Origin of the sequence: Amycolatopsis ponsaeliensis (genome assembly GCF_030182635.1) — a bacterium.
GTDB lineage: Bacteria > Actinomycetota > Actinomycetes > Mycobacteriales > Pseudonocardiaceae > Amycolatopsis > Amycolatopsis ponsaeliensis.
Genome location: NZ_JAPZLD010000037.1, coordinates 35,160 through 55,535, shown reverse-complemented (window position 1 = coordinate 55,535; position 20,376 = coordinate 35,160). Strand labels below are relative to the sequence as shown.

Genomic DNA, 20,376 nt, shown 5'->3' with positions numbered 1-20,376 from the left:
TGGCCAGGGAGCCGGGCACACTCGAGCCCGGGACACCACAGGGAGAGACGCATGAAACCGAAGACGAAGGGCATCACCGCCGCGGTCGTCGGCACCGCGCTCGGTGCGGGCGGGCTCGCGTTCATCGCGATGCCGGCCAGCGCCGACGACAAGCCGGCGCTGCCGCAGGTGAGCGCCGAGGACCTGGTGCAGTCGGTCATGAAGGCGAAGCCGGGCGCGTTCGACGGCACGGTCAAGATCAGCAACGACCTGGGCCTGCCGTCGGTGGGGAACGCGCTGCCGGGGGCGTCGGCGCTGAACATCGACTCGGCGCACATCTTCAGCGACGGCGCCGGCAAGAGCCGCCTGGCCGCCACGCAGGGCGCCAGCCAGGAGACCGTGGTCCACGACGGCACGACCGTCTGGGACTACAGCTCCAAGACGAACACCGCGACCAAGGTGACCATCCCGGCCGACGTGGCCAAGCAGAAGGGCGCGGGCAGCGAGAAGACGCCCGACCCGGTCGCCGCGAGCACCGAGCTCTTGGCGAAGGTCCGCGAGAGCAGCACGGTGTCGGTCGACGGCACCGCGACGGTCGCCGACCGCCCGGCCTACGAGCTGGTGCTGACGCCGAAGCCGGGCGAGCGGACGCTGCTGCGCGAGATCCGCGTCGCGGTCGACTCGCAGACGCGGATGCCACTGCGGGTGTCGGTGCTGAGCAACGGCACGTCGACGCCGGCGCTCGAGGTCGCGTTCAGCGAGATCGAGTTCACCCAGCAGCCGGCCGACCTCTTCACCTTCACCCCGCCGAAGGGCGCCAAGGTGCAGGAAAAGACGCCGACCGTGGACGACAAGGACAAGGCCCTCGCCGAGCAGGCGAAGGACGACGTCAAGGTCGTCGGCGACGGCTGGGACACCGTCGTCACCGGCAAGATCCCGGCCGACGCGCTGAACGCCGCGCCGAAGCAGCAGCAGGGTGACCGCCAGGGCCGCACCACCGACCCGCAGGCGTTGCTCGACCGGTTCGCGAAGAAGGTCAGCGGCCCTTGGGGCAGCGGCCACCTCGTCACCACGAAGGTGGGCACCGCGGTGCTGACCGACGACGGCCGGTTCGCCGCCGGTGCGGTGCCGGAGCAGGTCCTCTACGAAGCGCTGGGCGCCAAGTGACCAGCACGACTGTGGAGTCCGGGGCGGACGTTTCTTCGGAGACGTCCGCCCCGGCGGTTCCCCTGGCCGCGCGCACCCGGGGGCTGCGCAAGGTCTACGGCAGCACCGTCGCGGTGGACCACGTCGACCTCGACATCCCGGAGGGCGCGGTCGTCGGGATGCTCGGGCCGAACGGCTCGGGCAAGACGACCACCATCCGGATGCTGCTCGGCCTGGTCCGGCCGACCGAGGGCGAGGTCGAGCTGCTCGGGCGCAAGATGCCCGACGCCGCCGCGCACGCGCTGCCGGACGTCGGCGCGCTGGTCGAGGGGCCGGGCTTCCACCCGTTCCTGTCCGGGCGCGACAACCTGCTGCGCTTCGCCGCGGCCGAGCCGCGGCTGGCGTCGTCCGGGATCCCGTCGGCGGTGGATTCGGCGCTCGAGCGCGTCGGGCTGACCGTCGCGGCGCGACGGCGCTACAAGGGCTACTCGCTCGGCATGAAGCAGCGGCTCGGACTCGCTTCGGCGTTGCTCGTGCCGCGGAAGATGGTCGTGCTCGACGAGCCGACCAACGGCCTCGATCCTGCGGGTACCAGGGAGATCCGCAGGATCGTGGCCGAGCTGCACGCCGCCGGGGTCACCGTGCTCGTGTCGTCGCACCTGCTGGCCGAGGTGGAGGCGACGTGCACGCACGTCGCCGTGCTGCAGGCCGGCAACGTCGTCGCGCAGGGCGAGCTGACCGAGCTGCTGGAGTCCGGGAACGCGGCTCTGCTGGTCCGCACGCCGGACGCGGAACAGGCCGTGGAAGTGCTGCGGGAGAACCGGATCGGCGCCCGGCTCACGCCCGACGGCGTCCGGGCCGACCTCACGACGACGGAAGCGCCGCGGGTGCTGCAGGTCCTGGTGGGCGCGGGGGTCGCGGTCCACGAGGCGACGCGGGCCCGCACGGGGCTGGAAGACCTGTTCGCCCGGCTGACGGAATCCACTGGGGAGGGATCGGAATGACGGCCGTCCTGGACGCACCGGCGGCCCGCACGGGCCACGACACGGTGCCGCTGACCCGCCTGCTGGCCGCGGAGCTGCGCTGGATCTTCCGGCGGCCGCGGACGCTGGCCGTGCTCGGGCTCCTGGCGCTGATCCCGGTGATCATCGGCATCGGCCTGACGCTGGTCGACGACACCCCGGCCGGTGGCGGCCCGGACGACGGCGGCGGTGCGCTGCTGGCGTCCGCGGTCAACAACGCGTTCGTCCTCCCGATCGCCGCGATCGTGATGTCCCTCGCGCTGCTCCTGCCGCTGGCTTCGGCGATGGCCGGGGCGGACGCGATCGCCGGCGAGACGGCCCACGGCACGTTGCGCGGCTGGCTGATCGCGCCGGTCGGCCGGGGTCGTCTGCTGGCGGTCAAGGCGTTCGGCGTCGCGACCGTGTCAGTGGTCTCGGTGCTGGCGATGTGCGTCACCGGCGTGGTGACCGGGCTGATCATCAACGGCACGGACTCGCTGTTCACGTTGTCCGGCACGACGTTGTCCCCGGGCGGCGCGCTGGCCCGGATCCTGCTGATGGCGGGCTGGGTGGTGCTCCAGCTGTGGGCGGTCGGCGCGGTCGCGCTGGCGATCTCCAGCTGGACCGAGCACCCGATGCTGGTGGTGGCCTCGGTCCTGGCGGCCGACATCGTCTTCACCATCCTCGGGTTCCTGACGTCGCTGGACTGGCTGCACCCGTTCCTGCTGACGCAGAACTGGTCGGTGGCCCCGGCGGAGGTGCTGCAGGACCCGATGGGCGGGCAGATGCTGGGCGAAGGCGCCTTGCGGGCGGCTTGCTACATCGTGATCGGGCTGTCGCTGGCCTACGCACGACTGTCCACTCGCGACGGCTGAGTGAAGGCGAGGATGCGGCGCCACGCGTCGTCGCAGTCCTCGCCCCACTCCGCGGCCGACCGGTCGAAGAACGAATGCGGCGCGCCCGCGTACACGTGCTGCTCGTAAGGCACCCCGGCCGCGTCGAGCGAACCGGTGAAGGCGTCGAACTCGGCACGGCTCGTCGCGACGTCTTCGCCGGCCAGCAGCAGCAACATCGGTGCTTCCAGGTCGTCGACGACGTCCTCGACCAGCTTCGGCAGGCCGTAGAAGCCGATCACCCCGGCAAGGCCGAGGTCCGCCGCCGACAGCCGCCACGACTGACCGGCGCCGAAGCAGAAGCCCACGGTGAACACCGGTCCGTCGCCGAGGAAGTCCCGTGCGGCGGCGACGTCTTCTGCGACGTCGTCCGGCTGCACGTGCGGCAGGTGGCTCTCCCAGCCGAACGCGTCGTCCCGCGCACCGAGGCCCGCGGTGCGGCCGTAGTAGTCGACGGCGACCGTCTCGAACCCGGCTTCGGCGAACCGGCGGGTCAGGTCGCGGTAGAAGGCGTGCACCCCGCGGACGTCCGGCAGCAGGACGATCTTGCGGCCGTTCGGCGCGGCGGGCACGGCGTGGTGGGCCAGGAACTCGACGCTCGAGGTCAGCGTCAGGGGTCCGTCTGCCGTCACCTCGCCCCGGATCGGCGGTGCGGGCGGGCGGCTTTCGGTGCTGTGGCACATGGGAAAGTCCTTTCGTCCCGGCCGAGCCTGCCGCGCGCCGGCACGCGGTCCCAGCCCCTGTCGTGGGGTGGTCCGCCGTTCCTGGTACCAGCAGGGCCAGGTCCGCGGCGCGCAGAAGCCGCACACTGACACGCATGGACCGCGAACTGGGCCGCTTCCTGAAGTCGCGCCGCGAAGCCGCGACGCCGGCCGCCAGCGGAATCCTCACCGGCCCCCGGCGACGGGTGGCCGGCCTGCGGCGCGAAGAGGTCGCGCAGCTCGCCGGGATCAGCGTCGAGTACTACGTCCGCCTGGAGCAGGGCCGGGCGCGCGGCCCGTCACCCGAGGTCCTCGACGCGCTGGCCCGGACCCTGCGGCTCGACGACGTCGAACGCGGTCACCTGCACGACCTCGCCTCGGCCCGGCCCGCCCGGCCGCCGTCGGCCCGCCGGGCCCGCCCCGAGCTCGTGGGACTGCTGGCGAAGCTGGACCGCGTCCCCGCCCTCGTCCTCGATCACCGGCTCGACGTCCTCGCGTGGAACCCGCTGTCCGCGCAGCTGTTCTTCGACTTCGCGGCGACGCCGGCCCGCAACCTCGCCCGGTTCTGCCTGCTCGACCCGGCGAGCCGCGAAGTGTTCCCGGACTGGCACGACGTCGCCCGCGCCACCGTCGGCCAGCTGCGGCTGGTCGCGGCGCGGTACGCGACCGACCAGGCGCTCGCCACCCTGATCGGGGAACTGACGCTGCGGAGCGAGCCGTTCCGGACGCTGTGGTCGGGCCGGGTCGTGCAGCAGCGCACGCACGGGCGCAAGCGTTTCCGCCACCCGGTCGCGGGCGAGCTGACGCTGCGGTTCGAGAACTTCGAGCTGCCGGACTCCACGGGCCAGCGGCTGGTGACCTTCACCGCGGAACCCGGCAGCCCGTCGGAGTCCGCGCTGGACCTCCTCGCGCACTGGGCCGGTTGAGTCAGCCGACCAGCGCGACGCCGTCCGGGTCGAGGGTGAGGTGCACCGCGTCCCCGGCCCGCAGGTCCGACGCCGCCGGCGCGACCGCGTCCACTGTGGACTCTTCGAGCTTCACGACGAGCCGGACGTGCTCGCGGCGGTGCACCGCCGCGACGACTTCGCCTGGCACACCTTCGGCGGCCACCCGCAGCGCGTGCGGCCGCAACCCCAGGCGGACCGGGCCGTCGTCGGTGTCGGGCATCGCCACATCGCCGAGCGAAGTGTGCGCCACTCCGCCCGCCACCTCCGCGTCCACGAACGTCGTCACGCCGAGGAACCGGGCCACGTCGTCGTCCGCCGGGTTGCGCCACACGCGCCGGACCGCGCCTTCCTGGCGGACCTCGCCCGCGTCGAGCACCGCCACGCGATCGGCGAGCGTGAAGGCTTCTTCTTGGTCATGCGTGACCAAGAGCGCCGTGATCTTGCTGCGCCGCAACAGGTCCGCCAGGTCGATCGCCAGCTGCTCACGCAACCCGGCGTCCAAACCGGACAGTGGCTCGTCGAGCAGCAGCAGCCGCGGCTTCGGCGCGAGCGCCCGGGCCAGCGCGACCCGCTGGGCCTGACCGCCGGACAGCTCCGTGACGCGCCGTCGTTCGAAGCCGGCGAGGCCCACCAGCTCCAGCAGCTCGGCGACGCGCGGGGCCCACTGCGCGCGCGGTACGCCGTGCATCCGCAGGCCGAACGCGATGTTCGCGGCGACGTCGCGGTGGCCGAACAGCTGGCCGTCCTGGAACACCAGCCCGAACCCGCGCCGGTGCACCGGTACCGCGCCGAGGTCGTCGCCGTCCCAGCTCACCGAGCCACGCGCCGATGGCTCGAGGCCGGTGATCGCGCGCAGCAGCGTCGACTTCCCCGATCCCGACGGGCCGAGCAGCGCCAGCACTTCACCGTCGGCGATGTCGAGCCGGGCGTCGCGCACCGCCGCGAACGATCCGTAGTGGACGGTCAGGTCCCGCACCGACAGCGCCATCAGAACTCTCCCACCCGGCCGCGCGCGGCCCCGAGCCGGTCGATCAGCGCGACCGCCAGCACCGTCACGAGCATCAGCAGCGCGCACGCGGCGTACGCCATCTGGTTGTTCAGCTCCCCCGGACGTCCCATCAGCGACGCGATCGCCACCGGCAGCGTCGGCGCCGTCGGCCGCGCGAGGAAGCTCGTCGCGCCGAATTCGCCGAGCGCCACGACGAACCCGAACCCGGCCGCCGCGACCAGCGGGCGCAGCGCCAGCGGCAGGTCGATCTCCCGCCACACCCGCAGCGGGCTCGCGCCGAGCGTCGACGCGGCCTGCCGCAATCGGACATCGACCGAGCGCAGCACCGGCAGCACCATCCGCACGATCAGCGGGATGATCACCAGCGCCTGGGCCAGCGGCACGAGGTAGGGCGACGTCCGGAGGTCGCCGGGCAGCGCGTCGAGCGTCACCAGGTAGCCGAACCCGACGGTCACCGCGGACACCCCGAGCGGCAACATCAGCACGGCGTCCATCGTCTCGCCGAGCCCGCGCGCGGCTTTGGCGGGTGACCGGCGCAGCGCCACCAGCACGACGGACGCGAGCACGCCGACGACCATCGCGAGCAACGTCGCGTCGATCGCCACCTTCAGCGAGTTCACCGCGGCGTCCCAGCCGGAGACCTGCAGCGCACCCTTCTCGCCGGTGCTGGTCAACGCTCGATAACCGGCGAAGCTCCAGCCGTCCGAAGTGGACACCGATTCGACGAGCAGCGCGACGATCGGCGTCAGCAGGAGCGCCAGCACGACGCCCGCGGCGCCGACGACCGGCCACTCGCCGCCGCGGGGGCGCCGGGTGTTCGCGGCACCGATCCGGGCGCCGTCCTTGCGCCGCCGCGCCAGCCCGCCGAGCACCAGCGCGGCGACCACGGCCGCGAACTGGATCAGCGAAAGCGCCGCCGCGCCCGAGAGGTCCAGGAGGTCGACGGTCCGCAGGTAGATCTCGGTTTCCAGCGTCCGGTACTTCGCGCCGCCGAGGATGAGGACGACCCCGAAGCTGGTGGCGCAGAACAGGAACACGACGGCCGCGGCGGACGCGATCGCCGGCGCCAGTGCGGGCAGCGTCACCGAGCGGAACGCCCGCCACGGCGACGCGCCCAGCGCGCGAGCGGCGTCAGTCGTCCGCGAATCCAGCCGTGCCCACAACCCGGCGACGGTCCGCGCGACGACGGCGACGTTGAAGAACGCGTTGGCCAGCACGATCGGCAGCACCCCGCCGTCCGGCCACAGCGCCCGGAACGCCAGCCCGACGACGACGGTCGGCAGCACGAACGGCACCAGCACCAGCGTCCTTGCGAGGCCGACCCCGGGCAGCTTCACCCGGGCCAGCAGGAACGCGACCGGCAGCCCGGCGAGCACCGCCACCAGCGTCGACGCGGCCGCGCTCGCCACGGTGAAGCCGGCCAGCTGCCACGTCCGCGCGTCGCCGAGGACGACGTCGAGCCCGCCCGCGGCGAACCCGCGGCCGATGATCGCCAGCACCGGCCAGGCGAAGAACACCACCAGGAACCCGATCGGAGCCAGCCCGAGCAGGGCCAGGCCGAGCCCGCGGGCGGTCTGCGGTGGCGCTACGACTGCACGAGCGTGCGCCATTCGCCGATCCACTTCTCGCGTCCGGCCTGGACCTGGTCGGCCGTCAGCGCCTGCGGCTTCTGCGGCAGCGGCGCGACCTGCGCCCAGCCCGCGGGCAGGTCGACGCCCTGGCGCGCCGGGTAGACGTACATGTTGGCCGCGACGGTCGCCTGGAACTGCTGCGACAGCAGGAAGTCGACGACCTTGCGCGCACTCTCGGCCTGCTTGCCGTTCGCCAGCACGCCCGCGTACTCGACCTGCCGGTAGCAGGTGTCGAGCAGCGCCTTGGTGCGCGGCTTGCCGTCGTCGCCGACCTCGGCGGCGGGCGAAGACGCGTACGAGACGACGATCGGCCGCGGCCCCTTGCCGGACGAGCCGGAGAAGTCCTTGGTGTAGGCCTCTTCCCAGCCGCTGACCACCTTGAGCCCGTTGGCCTTCAGCTTCGTCCAGTAGTCCTTCCAGCCGGTTTCGCCGTACTTCGCGATGGTGCCGAGGAGGAACGCGAGCCCGGGCGAGGCCGTCGCCGGGTCCTCCGCGACCAGCAGGTCCTTGTACTTCGGGTCGGCCAGGTCTTCGTAGGTCTCCGGCGCCGGGATGCCCTTGGTGGTGAAGTAGTTCGTGTCGACGTTGACGCAGACGTCGCCGACGTCGACCGCGGAGAGCCGGTGCTCGGGGTCGACGGCGTAGCGCTGCGGCCCGCGATCGGCCTCCGGGCTGGTGTAGGGCTCGAAGACGCCCTCCTTGAGCGCGCGCGAGGCGAAGGTCGAGTCGACGCCGTACGCGACGTCGCCGATCGGGTTGGCCTTCGTCAGCACGAGCTTGTTGGTCAGCGAGCCGGCGTCGCCCTGCTTGAGCACGGAAATCTTGATGCCCGACTGCTTCTGGAAGGCGTCGAGCACCTCCTGCGGCGCCAGGAAGGAGTCGTGCGTCACGAGGGTGACGGTGGGCGTCTGCTGCGTGCCACCGTCACCGTCCGACAGCGAGCACCCAGCGGCGACGGCGCTGACAGCGGCGATGGCCGTCGCGGCGCGCACAGCCCTGCTATTCATCTACCCTCCTGCACTTCGCCGGACGAGGAGGGAAAGCCCTCCCTTCGCCGGCATGATCCGGTCAGGTGCGAACGGTCGCGGGTGACCCCGCCTCTCAGCCCGGCTGACCGGACTCCCGTGGCAACCGTGCAGCGTAGTCCAGGAGGCGCGACGATGGAGTCATGACGGAAATCTTGAGCGACTCCGAGGCCGACGAACGCTTGGGCGCGGGCTGGACCCGGTCCGGAGCGGTGATCTCCCGCGAGGCGGAGCTGGCGAGCTTCCCCCAGGCGATCGAGGTGGTGGACCGCGTCGCGGTGCTGGCCGAGGCCGCCGACCACCACCCCGACATCGACATCCGCTGGCGGACGCTGACGTTCCGGCTCTCGACGCATTCGGCGGGCGGGTTGACGGAGAAGGACTTCTCGCTGGCGGCCGAGATCGACTCGGTGCTTTCTTCTTTGTGACTCTGGTTACGCTGAGTGCACTTTCCGGCCGGTTCGACGTCTCTCGGTAAACGACCTTTGCTAGGAGAGACGGGCTATGACGCAGGCGATCGTGGTGGGCACGGCAGCATTCGCATCGATGGTGGCAGCGGCCGGAGGTGTGCTCTGGTTCACGGTCCGGGGCCGTCGTCACCCGGATGCCGGTGAGTTCGATCACAGGCGCTAACGAAGCACATGATCAGCGCGCTGAGCAGGGCGGAAGCATCGGATTTCGGCCCTAGGAAGCGCCATGAACAGCACCGCCACCCTCACCTCCGCCCAGCGCGCCTGGATCAACGCCCTCGCCCCCGCCGTGGTGCTGATCGCGATCGCGTTGATGGGCCTCCTCGGCTGAGCCACATCGGCCACCGACCGAGCGCCGTCGCCCTGACTTTCAGTGCGGCGGCGTATTCGTCGGAGCGGCACCAGCGCTCGACGGCGTCGCGGTCGTCGATCAATAACGTGGCATGTTGGGGATCGCCTTCTCGGCCACCTCGATGAGCGCTTCGACCTTCGGCACGTCGGCCGCCACGTCTTCCGCCGTCAGCGTCGGAGCCTCCGAAGATCGGTAGGCGACTTCGTTGCGACGGGCGCGCATCCGGTTGAAGGGCCGCAGAACCGAGCCCAGCGGCGGATCCAGCTGAGCGAGAACCGCCTCGTAGACGGTGACGTGGCCACCCCGGCTCGTCACGCGCAGACCCTGGTTCTGCAAGACGGCCGCCAACGCACGCCGCGCGCTGTCATACGCCAGTGTGTAGGCGCCTTCCGGATCCGTGTCCTGCAGCTGCCGCGCCGACGCGAGGTGCGTACGGGCCCTGACGAGCTCGGCCTCGGCCGCCTCCCGCGACGCCGGAACGTGCTCGATGGCGCCGCGCGTGATGAACGCGTCGATCCGTTCACGGCCTTGGTTCCACTGGGGCATCAAGACTCCTGGTCGAGGTTCAGCTGGGCCAGCGGACGTTCACGAACGCTGGTGACGAACGGATCCGCGGTGTCCGCCGCCCACGACTCGGGCGAGATCCGGTGCACGTTGACCTCGCGGCTCAGCCGCCGTGAAGCACGCTCGGCCAGGTCGAAGAGCGCGTCCGGATCAGGCGACCCGACCACGAGGACATCGACGTCACCGGGCGGCGGACCGGGTTCGCCGCTGTAGCGCGCCGCCCAGGACCCGTAGATGTAGGCCTCGGTCACGCCGGCGAGTCCGGACAGCGCCTCGGCGAGGAGTGGCATCGGTCCGTAGGTGACCGCGATGAGGTCGCTCAAGGGCCGGTAGAGCGGAGTGTCCGTGCGGGCTTTGACGAGCCGGCTCCGGCCCACCCGCCGGGCTTCGAGGATCCCGCCCTCGACCAGCCGCTCGACCTCGCGCAGCACGGCGGTGGGCGTGACACCACAGGCTTCGGCGAGCTCGGTGATGGTGTACTCGCGATCCGGGTGCAGCAGCACGAGCGCGAGCAGCTCCCCCTGCATGCGCGAACGCAGCAGCGGCAGCAGACTCGGCGAAGCTTTCATTGGACGCAGCATATCCTGCGTCCAATGAAAATAACAACTAGTGACCGATAGTCACGGAACCGGCGATCAGACGTTGAGCGGAGTGATGCCCATCATCCCTCGAGCGCGGCAACGAGCAGTTCGCCGACCAGCTGGAGGTCCTCGACATCAATGTCACCGCTTTCGGGCACCGCCTCGATCTTCTTCAGTGAGCGATCCACCGACTGGTCGAACCACCGCATGGTGTGGAGCAGCGCATCGGCCCGCAGCTGAGGATCAGCCGCCTCGAGCTGGTCTCGGGAGACAGGTCCGCAGTTGCGGTCCAGAGTGATGCGAACGATGTCGAGGAGGTCCGTACCCTCCTTCGCCGATCCACGGTTCATGATCGACTGCAGCTTCATCGCGATGAGCGGGCCCGGTTCGGACACGCGCACCGTCAACGGCGCAAGCCCCTCCGCTCTCAGCTCCAGCCCGGACGCGGTCGATGCGGCCCAGGCATGAGATTGGACATGCAAACGATCAGTCGGATCGTCAGGAAGATCGGCGATCTCGGCGTCCGTGACTTCCAGGACGTCAACCTGCACCGCACCGTGAGGGGTCTGAACCAGAACGCCGGACGGGCCGCTCCGGGTAGCTCCGGTCGACACGAGCAGTTCGAGCTGTGAGCGCTCGTCAACGGCCCGGCGGTCGACGGTGTCGAGGTCGGTCGTTGCCCGATAAGGGGTGGACAGCCTGCACATGACCGCAAGGCCACCTACCAGAACGATCGGTCGCCCCGTCTGTTCGGTGATGACGGGTATCGCGCTGACGAGCCTGGTCATCGAACTACCGGCGAGAACGACACCCGGAGTCTCACCAGACACGGCGCCACGGTTTTCTTGGCGTCCACATGTCCAGGATCTCCCGGCCGCGTCCCGGATCCCGCGCGAGATCGAGCGCCACGAACAACGGATTGGCCAAGGGCCACGGCTCGTTGGCCCATGCCGTTGCGTCAACACGTCGAGCACATGCGAGAGGCGTCGGCGCGACACGGATGCTGGCCGCTCTGGCCGACGGCTCCGTAGCTGTTCCCAGCAGTCGGGTTGCGCGGCGCAGCACGCTTTGATCGGGCACGTAGAAGTCCGGCGGGTGGTCCGCACGCACTGAGACAGGAGCACCGTAGTGAACCGCCGCCACCGTATCGGTCAACGCCCAACCCACGGTCGACTCGACATCGTCAAAGCCCAAACTCAATACTGAATTTTCTCGGCCGCCACCCGGCTTCGGAACACTCGCAAGATCCACGCTCAACGGCTTCCACTGCTCTGCGAGTTCCCAGAACAACTCCGGCGTGACGGGGGCGCGATTGGCGGTGACCAGGCCGCCCGCACGCAGCGCAGCAAAGGCTTCTGACACCGAACTGGCGGCGCGCCCCAGCTCAGCCGCTGCTTCGCGAACCCCGATCTGCGCCTTCGGGTTCAGCAACAGCAGCGTTGCGAGCTCGACACCGACCCGCCCGTTGACTCCTTGACGAGCAAGCGGCGGCTTCGACAATGCAGGGACGTCCGCGTCGACGAACAGACCGGGACCGATCAACCTCAGATGACCGCGCAGGTCCAGCCAGCTCCACCCGGCCTGATTGAGTTTGTCCCGTCCATCTGCCGTAATCCGGTCTGCGACGACCAACGGCGTCACATCGGCGTTGATGCTGTCGAACCACCGACGCAGTTGCCCCGACGCGCTGTCGGCAGTCACCAATGAGGTCGTCTTGACCTCGACGGTGACAGCCTTGCCGCCCTGCAACTCGATGAGGAAGTCATGGGACGAGTCGTCGCCGGACCTGCGCTGGAGGCGAACATCGAGTCCCAGCGAGCGCACAGCGGCAACGAGTGCGTCAACGGCGTCGCGTTCGTCCAGGCGGGATCCCACAGCTGAATGATGCATGCCGTTCGGCGTTCGGTCAATACCGAACACCGAACGCGGGTTGCGGGCTTGGACCGCCCCAAGAGAAGCCTCTGCGGCGCGATCAGACGTTGAAGCGGAACTCCACCACGTCACCGTCGGCCATGAGGTAGTCCTTGCCCTCCATGCGGACCTTGCCCGCCGCGCGGGCCGCCGCCATCGAGCCGGCCGCCATCAGGTCGTCGTACGAGACGATCTCCGCCTTGATGAAGCCGCGCTCGAAGTCCGTGTGGATCACGCCCGCCGCCTGGGGGGCCGTCGCGCCCTGGGGGATCGTCCAGGCTCGGGACTCCTTCGGGCCCGCCGTCAGGTACGTCTGCAGCCCCAGCGTGTGGAATCCCGCGCGGGCCAGGGAATACAGGCCCGGCTCCGGCTGGCCGACCGACTCGAGCAGCTCGCGGACCGACTCTTCGTCGTCCAGCTCCAGCAGCTCCGCCTCGACCTTCGCGTCGAGGAACACCGCGTCCGCCGGCGCGACCAGCTTCGTCAGCTCCTCGCGGCGGGCCTCGTCGGTGAGGACGCCTTCGTCCGCGTTGAAGACGTACAGGAACGGCTTCGTCGTCAGGAGACTGTGCTCGCGAAGCAGTTCGAGGTCGACGTCCTTCTGAGCGGAGAAGAGCGTGCGTCCGCTGTCGAGGATCTCCTTCGCCTTCTGCGCGGCCTCGAGCGCGGGCTTCGCTTCCTTCTTGGTCCGCGCTTCCTTCTCCAACCGCCAGACGGCCTTCTCGAGGGTCTGCAGGTCGGCCAGGATCAGCTCGGTGTTGATCGTCTCGATGTCGCTCAGCGGGTCGATCCGGCCGTCGACGTGGATCACGTCGGGGTCGTCGAACACGCGGATGACCTGGCAGATCGCGTTGGCCTCACGGATGTTCGCGAGGAACTTGTTGCCCAGCCCGGCACCCTCGGAGGCGCCCTTCACGATGCCCGCGATGTCCACAAAGGACACCACGGCCGGGACGATCTTCTCCGACTTGTGCAGCTCGGCCAGCTTGTCCAGCCGGGGGTCCGGCAGCGGCACGACGCCGACGTTCGGCTCGATCGTCGCGAACGGGTAGTTCGCGGCGAGCACGTCGTTGCGGGTCAGCGCGTTGAACAGGGTGGACTTGCCGACGTTGGGCAGGCCGACGATACCGAGGGTGAGGCTCACGACCCCGCAGTCTACGTGGCTCGCCCGACCGCGGCCCACACCCCCAACGCAGCGTCGGATTTCCGCCAGCGACCGCGCTGACCTGCTGTCATGCTCGAAGGCATGGTCACCGAAACGCTCGCCCTCTGGCGGGACGCCGAGCGCTGCTACCGCGTGGTCACCGCCCGCGACCCGCGCTTCGACGGCCAGTTCATCATGGCGGTGCGCACCACCGGCATCTACTGCCGGCCGTCCTGCCCGGCGTCGACGCCGAAGGAGCAGAACGTCCGCTTCTTCCCGACGTCGGCGGCCGCGCAGGCCAACGGCTTCCGCGCCTGCCGCCGCTGCCTGCCCGACGCCGTGCCGGGCTCGCCGGACTGGAACGTGCGCGCCGACCTCGCCGCGCGGGCGATGCGCCTGATCTCCGACGGCGCCGTGGAGCGCGAAGGCGTCCCGGGCCTCGCGCGACGGCTCGGCTACTCGGAACGCCAGCTCGGCCGGGTGCTGACCGCCGAGCTCGGCGCGGGCCCGCTCGCGCTGGCCCGGGCGCACCGTGCGCACTCGGCCCGGCTGCTGATCGAGATGTCGGGGCTGCCACTGACGGACGTCGCGTTCGCGGCGGGCTTCTCCAGCGTCCGGCAGTTCAACGAGACGATCCGCGAGGTGTTCGCGACGACGCCGTCGCAGCTTCGCGCTTTCGCCGCTTCACGACGTGGACGCCAGGGCGACGCGGGCGGGACGCGCCTCAGCCTGCGGCTGCCGTTCAGGCCGCCTTTCGACGCTGTCGGGCTGCTTCGCTTCTTCGCCGCTCACGCGGTTGAGGGCGTCGAGGAAGTGACTTCGACGTCCTACGCGCGGACCTTGCGGCTCGCCCACGGCACCGGCGTCGTCCGGTTGACGCCGGAGCCGGGCCACGTGCGCTGCGAGCTGCTGCTCACCGACCTGCGCGACCTCGGCAGCGCGGTCAGCCGGGTGCGCCGGCTGCTCGACCTCGACGCCGATCCCGCGGCGGTCGCCCGGGTCCTCGGTGCCGATCCGGCGCTGGCTCCGGTGGTCGACGCGGTGCCGGGGATCAGGGTCCCGGGCACCGTCGGCGGTGAAGAGCTGGTGGTTCGCGCTCTGCTCGGCGACCAGGTCCCGGCTTCGCTCGGCGAAGAAGTGCCGGGCGAGTGGGGCGTGACGCGGCTCTTTCCGACCGCGGCCCGGGTCGCGACGGTCCTGCCGGACCACGCGGCCATCGCCGCGCTGGCCGAGAGACGCCTGGACGTGCACGTCGGCCGCGACGCCGCCGAGCTGCGAGCGGAGTTGCTGGCGTGCCCGGGCATCGACGCGGCGACGGCGGACTACGTGCTGATGCGCGTTCTCGGTGCCCCGGACGTCTTGCTGGCCGGGGACACTGCCGTCCGGCGTGGTGCCGAAGCGCTGGGCATCTCGCCGGAGTCGCTGCCCGAGCGAGCCCGGGAGTGGACGCCGTGGTGCTCCTACGCCGGGATGTACCTCCGACACTCCGGGCTCAGCTGAGGTCAGCCCCGCCCGTCAGCCCTGCTCCCCGTGCCAGAGCAGGGCCTGCGCGACGATCACCTGAGCACCGTCGAAGGTCGCGGCCGGCGAGCCGTGCAGGCGGTAGCCGAGCTCGAGCGCCTCGCTGATCCGGTGGCAGAACTTCGCGTCGTCCGGGCCGGTGAGCAGGCGGTAGCGGGGCAGGCCGTCCGGTGGCTGGTCCGTCATGCCTTCATCTTGTCCGAAGTCTCACCCGGCGCGCACCTCCACTGTCGAGCCCGTGCGGGACTTCCGGACCCGCAGCCGCGTCGGGATGCGCTGCCGCAGCTCCTCGACGTGGGACACCAGGCCGACCACCCGGCCGCCCGCGCGGAGCTCGTCGAGGATGTTCATCACGACGTCGAGGGTCTCGGCGTCCAGCGTGCCGAATCCCTCGTCGACGAACAGCGTGTCCAGCAGGGCGCCGCCGGTCTCCCCCGCGACGACGTCGGCCAGCCCCAGCGCCAGGGCCAGCGACGCGAGGAACGACTCGCCGCCGGACAGCGTCTTCGCCGGGCGGATGGTGCCCGAGTAGTCGTCGAGCACGTCGATGCCGAGGCCGCCGCGGGTGCCGCGCGCCCCGGCCGCGTCCGAGTGCACGAACGAGTACCGCCCCTGGCTCATCGTCCGCAGCCGGTGGGTGGCGGCGACCGCCACCTCTTCGAGCCGCGCCGCCAGCACGTACGAGCGCAGCGACATCTTCCGGCTGTTCTGGCCCCGCCCGTTGACGACGTCCGCGAGCGCGCGCAGCTCGGCGTACGCCGCTTCGGCCGGTGCGAGGCCGGCGAGGGCCTTGCCCAGCAGGCCCGCCAGCCGCGTCAGCTCCTCATGCTGCGCGGTCGCCACCCGCAGCGCCGCGTACGCCGAGTCGGCACGCGCCCGCGCCAGCTGAGCCGCGTCGGCCGCGCGGCCGACGTCCGCGACGTCGTCCGGCGAGATCCCGAACAGGTCCGGCTCGGACAGCAGCGCCCGAGCCCCCGCCGCGGCGGCCTCGGCCTCGGCGATGCCCTGCTCAAGCTTCTCGATCTGCTCGTCCGGCAGCATCGCGGCCCGCGCCTTCTTCAGCGACGTGAACCCCTTCGCCTTGACCGCCGTATCGACCAGCGCGCGCTGCTGGGCGACGCGCTCACGGGCGCCCGCGACGGCCGTCCGGGCCTCGGAGACTCCTTCGAGGGCTTCGGCCAGCCCGACCAGGTGCTCCCGCCGGGCACCGACGTCCGCGAACTCACCGCGCCCCGCGACGAGCCGGCGTTCGCGCTCGGCCAGCCGTTCTTCCAGCGCCCGGACGTCGGTCGTGGCCTCGGTCGCCGCTTGTTCGGCCCGCCGGCGACGTTCGGTCCGCAGCTCGAGGTCGCGTTCCAGGAGGATGACCTGTTCGCCGAGCTTCGCCTTCCCGGCCGCCTGCTGCGTCAGCGAAGCGACCGACGCGCGGGCTTCGGCCAGCTCGGCCGTGATCGACTCGGCCGTGCGCTCGCCCAGCCGTTCCAGCAGGCCCGCCAGCCGCGCCTTCGCCTCTTCCAGTGCGACGACGACCCGCTGCCGCACCGCGTCGGCCGCCTGCTCGGCTTCCTCGGCGGCACGTTCCTCGGCGGGGTCGACGAGTGCGACGTCCCGGTTCGCCGGCGCCGGGTGCTCGGCCGACCCACAGACCGGGCACGGTGCGCCGTCCGGCAGCGCGGCGGCCAGCTCGGCCGCCATCCCGTCGAGCCGCCGCTCGCGCAGGTCGAGCCGGCGCTGCCGGGCCGCCTGGTGCGCGTCGACGACCTCGCGCAGCTTCGCCTCGCCCCGCTCGACCTTCGCGCGCGCCTCGGGCAGCTCGGCCGCGTCCCGCGCGAAGGCCCTCAGCTCGTCCACCCGGGCGCGCGCTCCGTCGAGCTTCGCCTCGGCTTCGGCCGCTTCGACGGCATCCGCCCTCAGTTTGGCCAGCTGGCCGGGGATGGCGGCCAGCTCGGTGGTCAGCTCTTCGGCCTGCTGCCCGGCCGTGACGGCGGCCAGTTTCCGGTCGTCCCGCCGCATGACGTCGAGCTGCTGCTGCTCGGCCTCGGCGACGAGCTCCGCGACCACGCCGGCCTCTTCCCGCGCGGTGGCCGCCCGTGCCTTGAGGTCGCCGGTCGCCCGGGTGCCGAACTCGCGCAGCTCCGCGCCGCGTGACTTCTCGGTCTGCTCGGCTTCGGCCAGCTCCGCCGCGCGCCTGTCCAGCAGGTCGGCCTCCACCGCCACCCCGGTGGCCCGCCGCGCGGCCGCGACTTCCCGGGCCCACTCGGCGCGTTGCGGCGCTTGCTCGGTGATCTCGACGAGCCGCAGGTGCGCGGTGCGGACCCGGCGGATCTTCTCCGCGTCGGAGCGCTCTTCCTGCAGGTAGGCGTCCGCGCGCTGGGCCGCCGCGCGCGTGCGTTCTTCTTCGGCCGTGACCTGCCCGGCGCGCTCGGCGGACGCCGCCAGCACGGTGCCGACCCACTCGCCGACGTCGGTCTCGGGCGGGTCCTGCTGTGCCTCCTGCGCGTAGCGCGCCAGCAGTTCCCGGACTTTTCCTTGCTGCTGCTCGAGTTCCCGGCCCCGCTCGGCTCGCAGGTCGGCGAACCAGCGTTCGACGTCGGCGAAGCGTTCGGTGCCGAAAAGCCGTTCGAGCAGCTTCTCGCGCTCGGCGGTGTCCGAGCGCAGGAACCGGGCGAACTCGCCCTGCGGCAGCAGCACCACCTGGAAGAACTGCGCCGCGGTCATCCCGAGCAGCCGCTCGACGGTGCGCGCGACCTCCTCGATCCGGATCAGGCCCTCCGGCGGGAGCCCGGCCGGCGCCGTGCCGACCCAGCTCAGCGACACCCGCGCCTGCTGCGTGGTCGTGCCCTCGCCGCGCCGCTTCGGCCGCTGGTACTCCGGGTTGCGGACGATCTTCAGGCGGTGGCCCTGCACGGTGAGCTCCAGCGCGACCTCGGTGACCTGGTCGCGCTCCGCCAGGTCGCACCGCAGCCGCTTGGCCTCGTTGCGGGCGCCGGGAACCACGCCGAACAGCGCGAACGCGATCGCGTCGAGCAGCGTGGTCTTGCCGGCGCCGGTTTCGCCGTGCAGGAGGAAGAGACCGTCGGCGCCGAGCACGTCGAAGTCGACCACTTCGCGTGCGCAATACGGCCCGAAGGCTTCCACCTCCAGCCTGTGCAGCCTCATTTCGCGAGTGCCCCCCGGTCGGCCGCTTCGAGGGCGTGGAAGAGGAGCTTTTCTTCGCTTTCGGTGGGCGGGGCACCTCGGCAGTCGTCGAGGAAGCTGCGCGAGATCTCGATGTCCGACCGGCCGCGCACGGCCTCGGAGTACCGCAGCGGGGCGCCACTGGAGCCGCCTTCGGGCTCCCACTCCAGGTGCACGGCGTGCGTGAACCGCTCGCGCAGGCGCCGCATCGCGTCCACCGGGCGGACCGGGTCGGTGACCGCGACCGACAGGAAGTGCTCGAGGAACTCGTCGTGCGCCGGGTCCGCGAGCAGGTCCTCGAGCCGGCCGCGGAGGGTGGCCAGCGCCCTCGGCACCGGCAGTTCGTGCCGGCGGACTTCGGCGAGCCCGCTCGCGTCCAGGTCGACCAGCCAGACCGATTTGCGTTGCCGCGCCTCGGAAAACGAGTACGCCAGCGGACTGCCGGAGTACCGCAGGTGCTCGGCGAGCGTCTGCGGGCCGTGGAGGTGGCCGAGCGCGACGTAGTCGACGCCGTCGAAGACCGAGCCGGGCACCTGCTCGACCCCGCCGACCGCGATCGTGCGTTCGGAGTCGGTCGGCGCGCCGCCGGTGACGAACGCGTGCGCGAGCACGACCGACCGGACGCCCGGCCGGGTTCCGAGGTCCGCGCGGATCCGCCGCATGGCCTCGGTGAGCACGCCGCTGTGACCGCGCGCGTCCGGCACGCCCAGCGCGTGGCGCGCCGGTTCCGGCTCCAGGTAAGGGATTCCGTAGACGGCGACCGGGCCGTGGCCGTCGTCCAGGAGCACCGGTTCGGCCAGCCCGCCGACGGTGGTGCGCAGGTGCAGCCCGCCCGCCGCGGCGAACTCCGCGAAGGCGCCGAGCCGCGGCGCGGAGTCGTGGTTCCCCGGTGTGACGATGAGCTGGGCGCCGGCGGCGCGGATCCGCGCGACCGCCGCGGTGGCCACCCGGACGGCCTCGGCCGACGGCACCGCGCGGTCGTAGATGTCGCCTGCCACCAGGACGGCGTCGATCGCCTCGCCGGCCACGAGATCGGCGAGGTGCCCGAGCACCGCTTCCTGTTCCGCGAGCAGATCGGCGCCGTGGAACGTGCGGCCGATGTGCCAGTCGGAGGTGTGCAGGAATCTCACGGTGGCCAAGGTACGACCCGGCCCCGACGAAAAGGCGAAGGCTCGCCGTCTCCTCACTCGAACGTGTGTACTAACACGAGAGTGCCGGTTCGGACACGCCCTGCGTGGATTCGATTTGTTCGCAGGTCAGCTACCCAGAGCGACGGATCGGGCGCGGTTTTTGTCGGTGCCGTCCGCCATGATGTCTGCGCGGTCCGAACCAGGCGGCCCGGAGGGAGGAGACGGAAATGGCGACAGTGCTGACCACCGCGGCGATCGTGCTCGCGGTCCTGCTGCTGTTCGCCGTCGCGGTGCTGTGGCGGCTCTACAACGACGGGATGCGCCGAGCGGACGCGGCGGCCCGGCAGGTGGCGGCCGAGCGGGCGAAGTCGGATCAGCAGCAGCTGGCGTTGCGCCGCTACGAGGTCGCGTTCGCCTCGATCAGCGGCCGCGGCGAGCTGGGCGAACAGGTGCTGGTGGAGACGGCGCGAGCGCTCGGGCTGCGCGAGAACCTGCACTTCACCCTGCAGACGGACGTGGGCGGCGGCGGTTCGGCGAAACCGGACATGGTCCTGCGGGTGGGCGGCGACCGCACGGTGCCGGTGGATGCCAAGGCGAGCATGGCGATCTGGGCCGAGGCGGTGGAGACCGACGACCCGGCCGAGCGCATCGACGCGTTGCGCGCGCACGTCCGGCAGGTCCGCTCCCGCGCGGCCGAGCTGGCGGGCAAGGGCTACCAGCGCTGGGCCGACGCGATCTACGGGACGATCATGTTCATCCCGTCCGACGCGGCGGTGGTCGCGGCGTTGGACACGGACCCGGAGCTGCTGCGCTGGCTCATCGACCGCCGGGTGTTCCTGTGCGGGCCGACGGGGTTCGGGGTACTGGCCTCGGCGGCCCTGTTCGCGGCGAGCGACCGGACGCTGGAGGCCGACGTCGAGCAGGTGCGAGCCGGAGCGGCGGCGGCCCACCGGGCGGCGGGCGGCGCGGTGGACGCACTGAACCTGTCGAGCACGCACTTGCAGCGGTTCCTGTCGGCGCGACGGCGGGAGCTGGAGGCATTGGAGACGTTCCGGGCGACGGTGGCACCGCTGACGGACGCGGCGGGCAGTCCGGCGCAGGTTCCGCAGGTGCGGAAGGGGGACGAGCTGGCGGCCAGCTGAGTGCCCGGCGCGGGGCTGCCGGCGGAGAGTAGTCCGGCTGCGAGAGGTAGTC

19 protein-coding genes and 1 riboswitch are annotated in these 20,376 nt (G+C 71.6%); of the genes, 7 read left to right on the top strand and 12 right to left on the bottom strand.

What is annotated here, in order from left to right:
* Window positions 1-51 precede the first annotated feature (51 nt).
* The 3 genes from QQ657_RS40165 to QQ657_RS40155 are packed head-to-tail and all read left to right on the top strand — an operon-like array spanning window position 52 to window position 3,001.
* Window positions 52-1,146, top strand: a complete 1,095-nt coding sequence (locus QQ657_RS40165) for a LolA family protein (RefSeq protein ID WP_284747592.1) — start codon at window positions 52-54, stop codon at window positions 1,144-1,146.
* Window positions 1,143-2,129, top strand: a complete 987-nt coding sequence (locus tag QQ657_RS40160) for an ABC transporter ATP-binding protein (RefSeq protein ID WP_284747591.1) — start codon at window positions 1,143-1,145, stop codon at window positions 2,127-2,129. The genes QQ657_RS40165 and QQ657_RS40160 overlap by 4 nt, the downstream gene beginning before the upstream one ends.
* Window positions 2,126-3,001, top strand: coding sequence for an ABC transporter permease (locus QQ657_RS40155; protein WP_284747590.1), 876 nt, complete (start codon window positions 2,126-2,128; stop codon window positions 2,999-3,001). Before QQ657_RS40160 ends, QQ657_RS40155 begins: the two co-directional genes overlap by 4 nt.
* On the opposite strand, the gene QQ657_RS40150 is transcribed toward QQ657_RS40155, so the two are convergent.
* A complete protein-coding gene (locus QQ657_RS40150; protein WP_284747589.1) occupies window positions 2,971-3,702 on the bottom strand; it encodes a dienelactone hydrolase family protein in 732 nt (243 codons plus the stop codon). The two genes, QQ657_RS40155 and QQ657_RS40150, sit on opposite strands and share 31 nt — an antisense overlap.
* A 134-nt stretch (window positions 3,703-3,836) precedes the next feature.
* On the opposite strand from QQ657_RS40150, the gene QQ657_RS40145 reads away from it, so the two are divergent.
* Entirely contained in the window at window positions 3,837-4,646 is an 810-nt protein-coding gene (locus QQ657_RS40145) for a helix-turn-helix transcriptional regulator (RefSeq protein ID WP_284747588.1), read from the top strand.
* 1 nt (window position 4,647) lies between these two features.
* On the opposite strand, the gene QQ657_RS40140 is transcribed toward QQ657_RS40145, so the two are convergent.
* Genes QQ657_RS40140 through QQ657_RS40130 form a run of 3 tightly spaced genes read right to left on the bottom strand, consistent with a single transcriptional unit; the run spans window position 4,648 to window position 8,314 of the window.
* Window positions 4,648-5,655: an ABC transporter ATP-binding protein gene (locus QQ657_RS40140; protein ID WP_284747587.1), complete on the bottom strand. Its 1,008-nt coding sequence runs from the start codon at window positions 5,653-5,655 to the stop codon at window positions 4,648-4,650.
* Window positions 5,655-7,286, bottom strand: a complete 1,632-nt coding sequence (locus QQ657_RS40135; protein WP_434056827.1) for an ABC transporter permease — start codon at window positions 7,284-7,286, stop codon at window positions 5,655-5,657. Before QQ657_RS40135 ends, QQ657_RS40140 begins: the two co-directional genes overlap by 1 nt.
* A complete protein-coding gene (locus tag QQ657_RS40130; protein ID WP_284747586.1) occupies window positions 7,262-8,314 on the bottom strand; it encodes a thiamine ABC transporter substrate-binding protein in 1,053 nt (350 codons plus the stop codon). The genes QQ657_RS40135 and QQ657_RS40130 overlap by 25 nt, the downstream gene beginning before the upstream one ends.
* A 21-nt stretch (window positions 8,315-8,335) precedes the next feature.
* Window positions 8,336-8,443: riboswitch (TPP riboswitch) on the bottom strand.
* Window positions 8,444-8,475: 32 nt separating this feature from the next.
* On the opposite strand from QQ657_RS40130, the gene QQ657_RS40125 reads away from it, so the two are divergent.
* A complete protein-coding gene (locus QQ657_RS40125) occupies window positions 8,476-8,760 on the top strand; it encodes a 4a-hydroxytetrahydrobiopterin dehydratase (RefSeq protein ID WP_284747585.1) in 285 nt (94 codons plus the stop codon).
* Window positions 8,761-9,232: 472 nt separating this feature from the next.
* Here the strand turns inward: QQ657_RS40125 and QQ657_RS40120 are convergent, their stop codons facing one another.
* The 5 genes from QQ657_RS40120 to ychF all read right to left on the bottom strand — a co-directional run bounded on the left by QQ657_RS40120 (window position 9,233) and on the right by ychF (window position 13,354).
* Entirely contained in the window at window positions 9,233-9,700 is a 468-nt protein-coding gene (locus QQ657_RS40120; RefSeq protein ID WP_284747584.1) for a hypothetical protein, read from the bottom strand.
* Window positions 9,700-10,287, bottom strand: a complete 588-nt coding sequence (locus QQ657_RS40115) for a winged helix-turn-helix transcriptional regulator (RefSeq protein WP_284747583.1) — start codon at window positions 10,285-10,287, stop codon at window positions 9,700-9,702. Before QQ657_RS40115 ends, QQ657_RS40120 begins: the two co-directional genes overlap by 1 nt.
* A gap of 92 nt (window positions 10,288-10,379) precedes the next feature.
* The gene (locus tag QQ657_RS40110; RefSeq protein ID WP_284747582.1) at window positions 10,380-11,087 is read right to left on the bottom strand and encodes a hypothetical protein; all 708 of its coding nucleotides are present in this window, start codon (window positions 11,085-11,087) and stop codon (window positions 10,380-10,382) included.
* Between the two features lie 31 nt (window positions 11,088-11,118).
* Complete coding sequence (locus QQ657_RS40105) at window positions 11,119-12,174, bottom strand: hypothetical protein (protein WP_284747581.1); 1,056 nt, start codon at window positions 12,172-12,174, stop codon at window positions 11,119-11,121.
* A gap of 97 nt (window positions 12,175-12,271) precedes the next feature.
* On the bottom strand, window positions 12,272-13,354 hold the full coding sequence (gene ychF, locus QQ657_RS40100; RefSeq protein WP_284747580.1) for a redox-regulated ATPase YchF: 1,083 nt from the start codon (window positions 13,352-13,354) through the stop codon (window positions 12,272-12,274).
* Between the two features lie 102 nt (window positions 13,355-13,456).
* Between ychF and QQ657_RS40095 the strand changes: the two genes are divergently transcribed.
* Window positions 13,457-14,854: an AlkA N-terminal domain-containing protein gene (locus QQ657_RS40095; RefSeq protein ID WP_284747579.1), complete on the top strand. Its 1,398-nt coding sequence runs from the start codon at window positions 13,457-13,459 to the stop codon at window positions 14,852-14,854.
* A gap of 15 nt (window positions 14,855-14,869) precedes the next feature.
* On the opposite strand, the gene QQ657_RS40090 is transcribed toward QQ657_RS40095, so the two are convergent.
* The 3 genes from QQ657_RS40090 to QQ657_RS40080 are packed head-to-tail and all read right to left on the bottom strand — an operon-like array spanning window position 14,870 to window position 19,182.
* Window positions 14,870-15,061: a DUF1737 domain-containing protein gene (locus QQ657_RS40090; RefSeq protein ID WP_284747578.1), complete on the bottom strand. Its 192-nt coding sequence runs from the start codon at window positions 15,059-15,061 to the stop codon at window positions 14,870-14,872.
* Between the two features lie 21 nt (window positions 15,062-15,082).
* Window positions 15,083-18,034, bottom strand: coding sequence for an AAA family ATPase (locus tag QQ657_RS40085; protein ID WP_284747577.1), 2,952 nt, complete (start codon window positions 18,032-18,034; stop codon window positions 15,083-15,085).
* Complete coding sequence (locus tag QQ657_RS40080; RefSeq protein ID WP_284747576.1) at window positions 18,031-19,182, bottom strand: exonuclease SbcCD subunit D; 1,152 nt, start codon at window positions 19,180-19,182, stop codon at window positions 18,031-18,033. The genes QQ657_RS40085 and QQ657_RS40080 overlap by 4 nt, the downstream gene beginning before the upstream one ends.
* 227 nt (window positions 19,183-19,409) lie before the next feature.
* Here QQ657_RS40080 and QQ657_RS40075 point away from each other — a divergent pair, with 227 nt between their 5' ends.
* Entirely contained in the window at window positions 19,410-20,324 is a 915-nt protein-coding gene (locus tag QQ657_RS40075) for a DNA recombination protein RmuC (protein ID WP_284747575.1), read from the top strand.
* Window positions 20,325-20,376 lie beyond the last annotated feature (52 nt).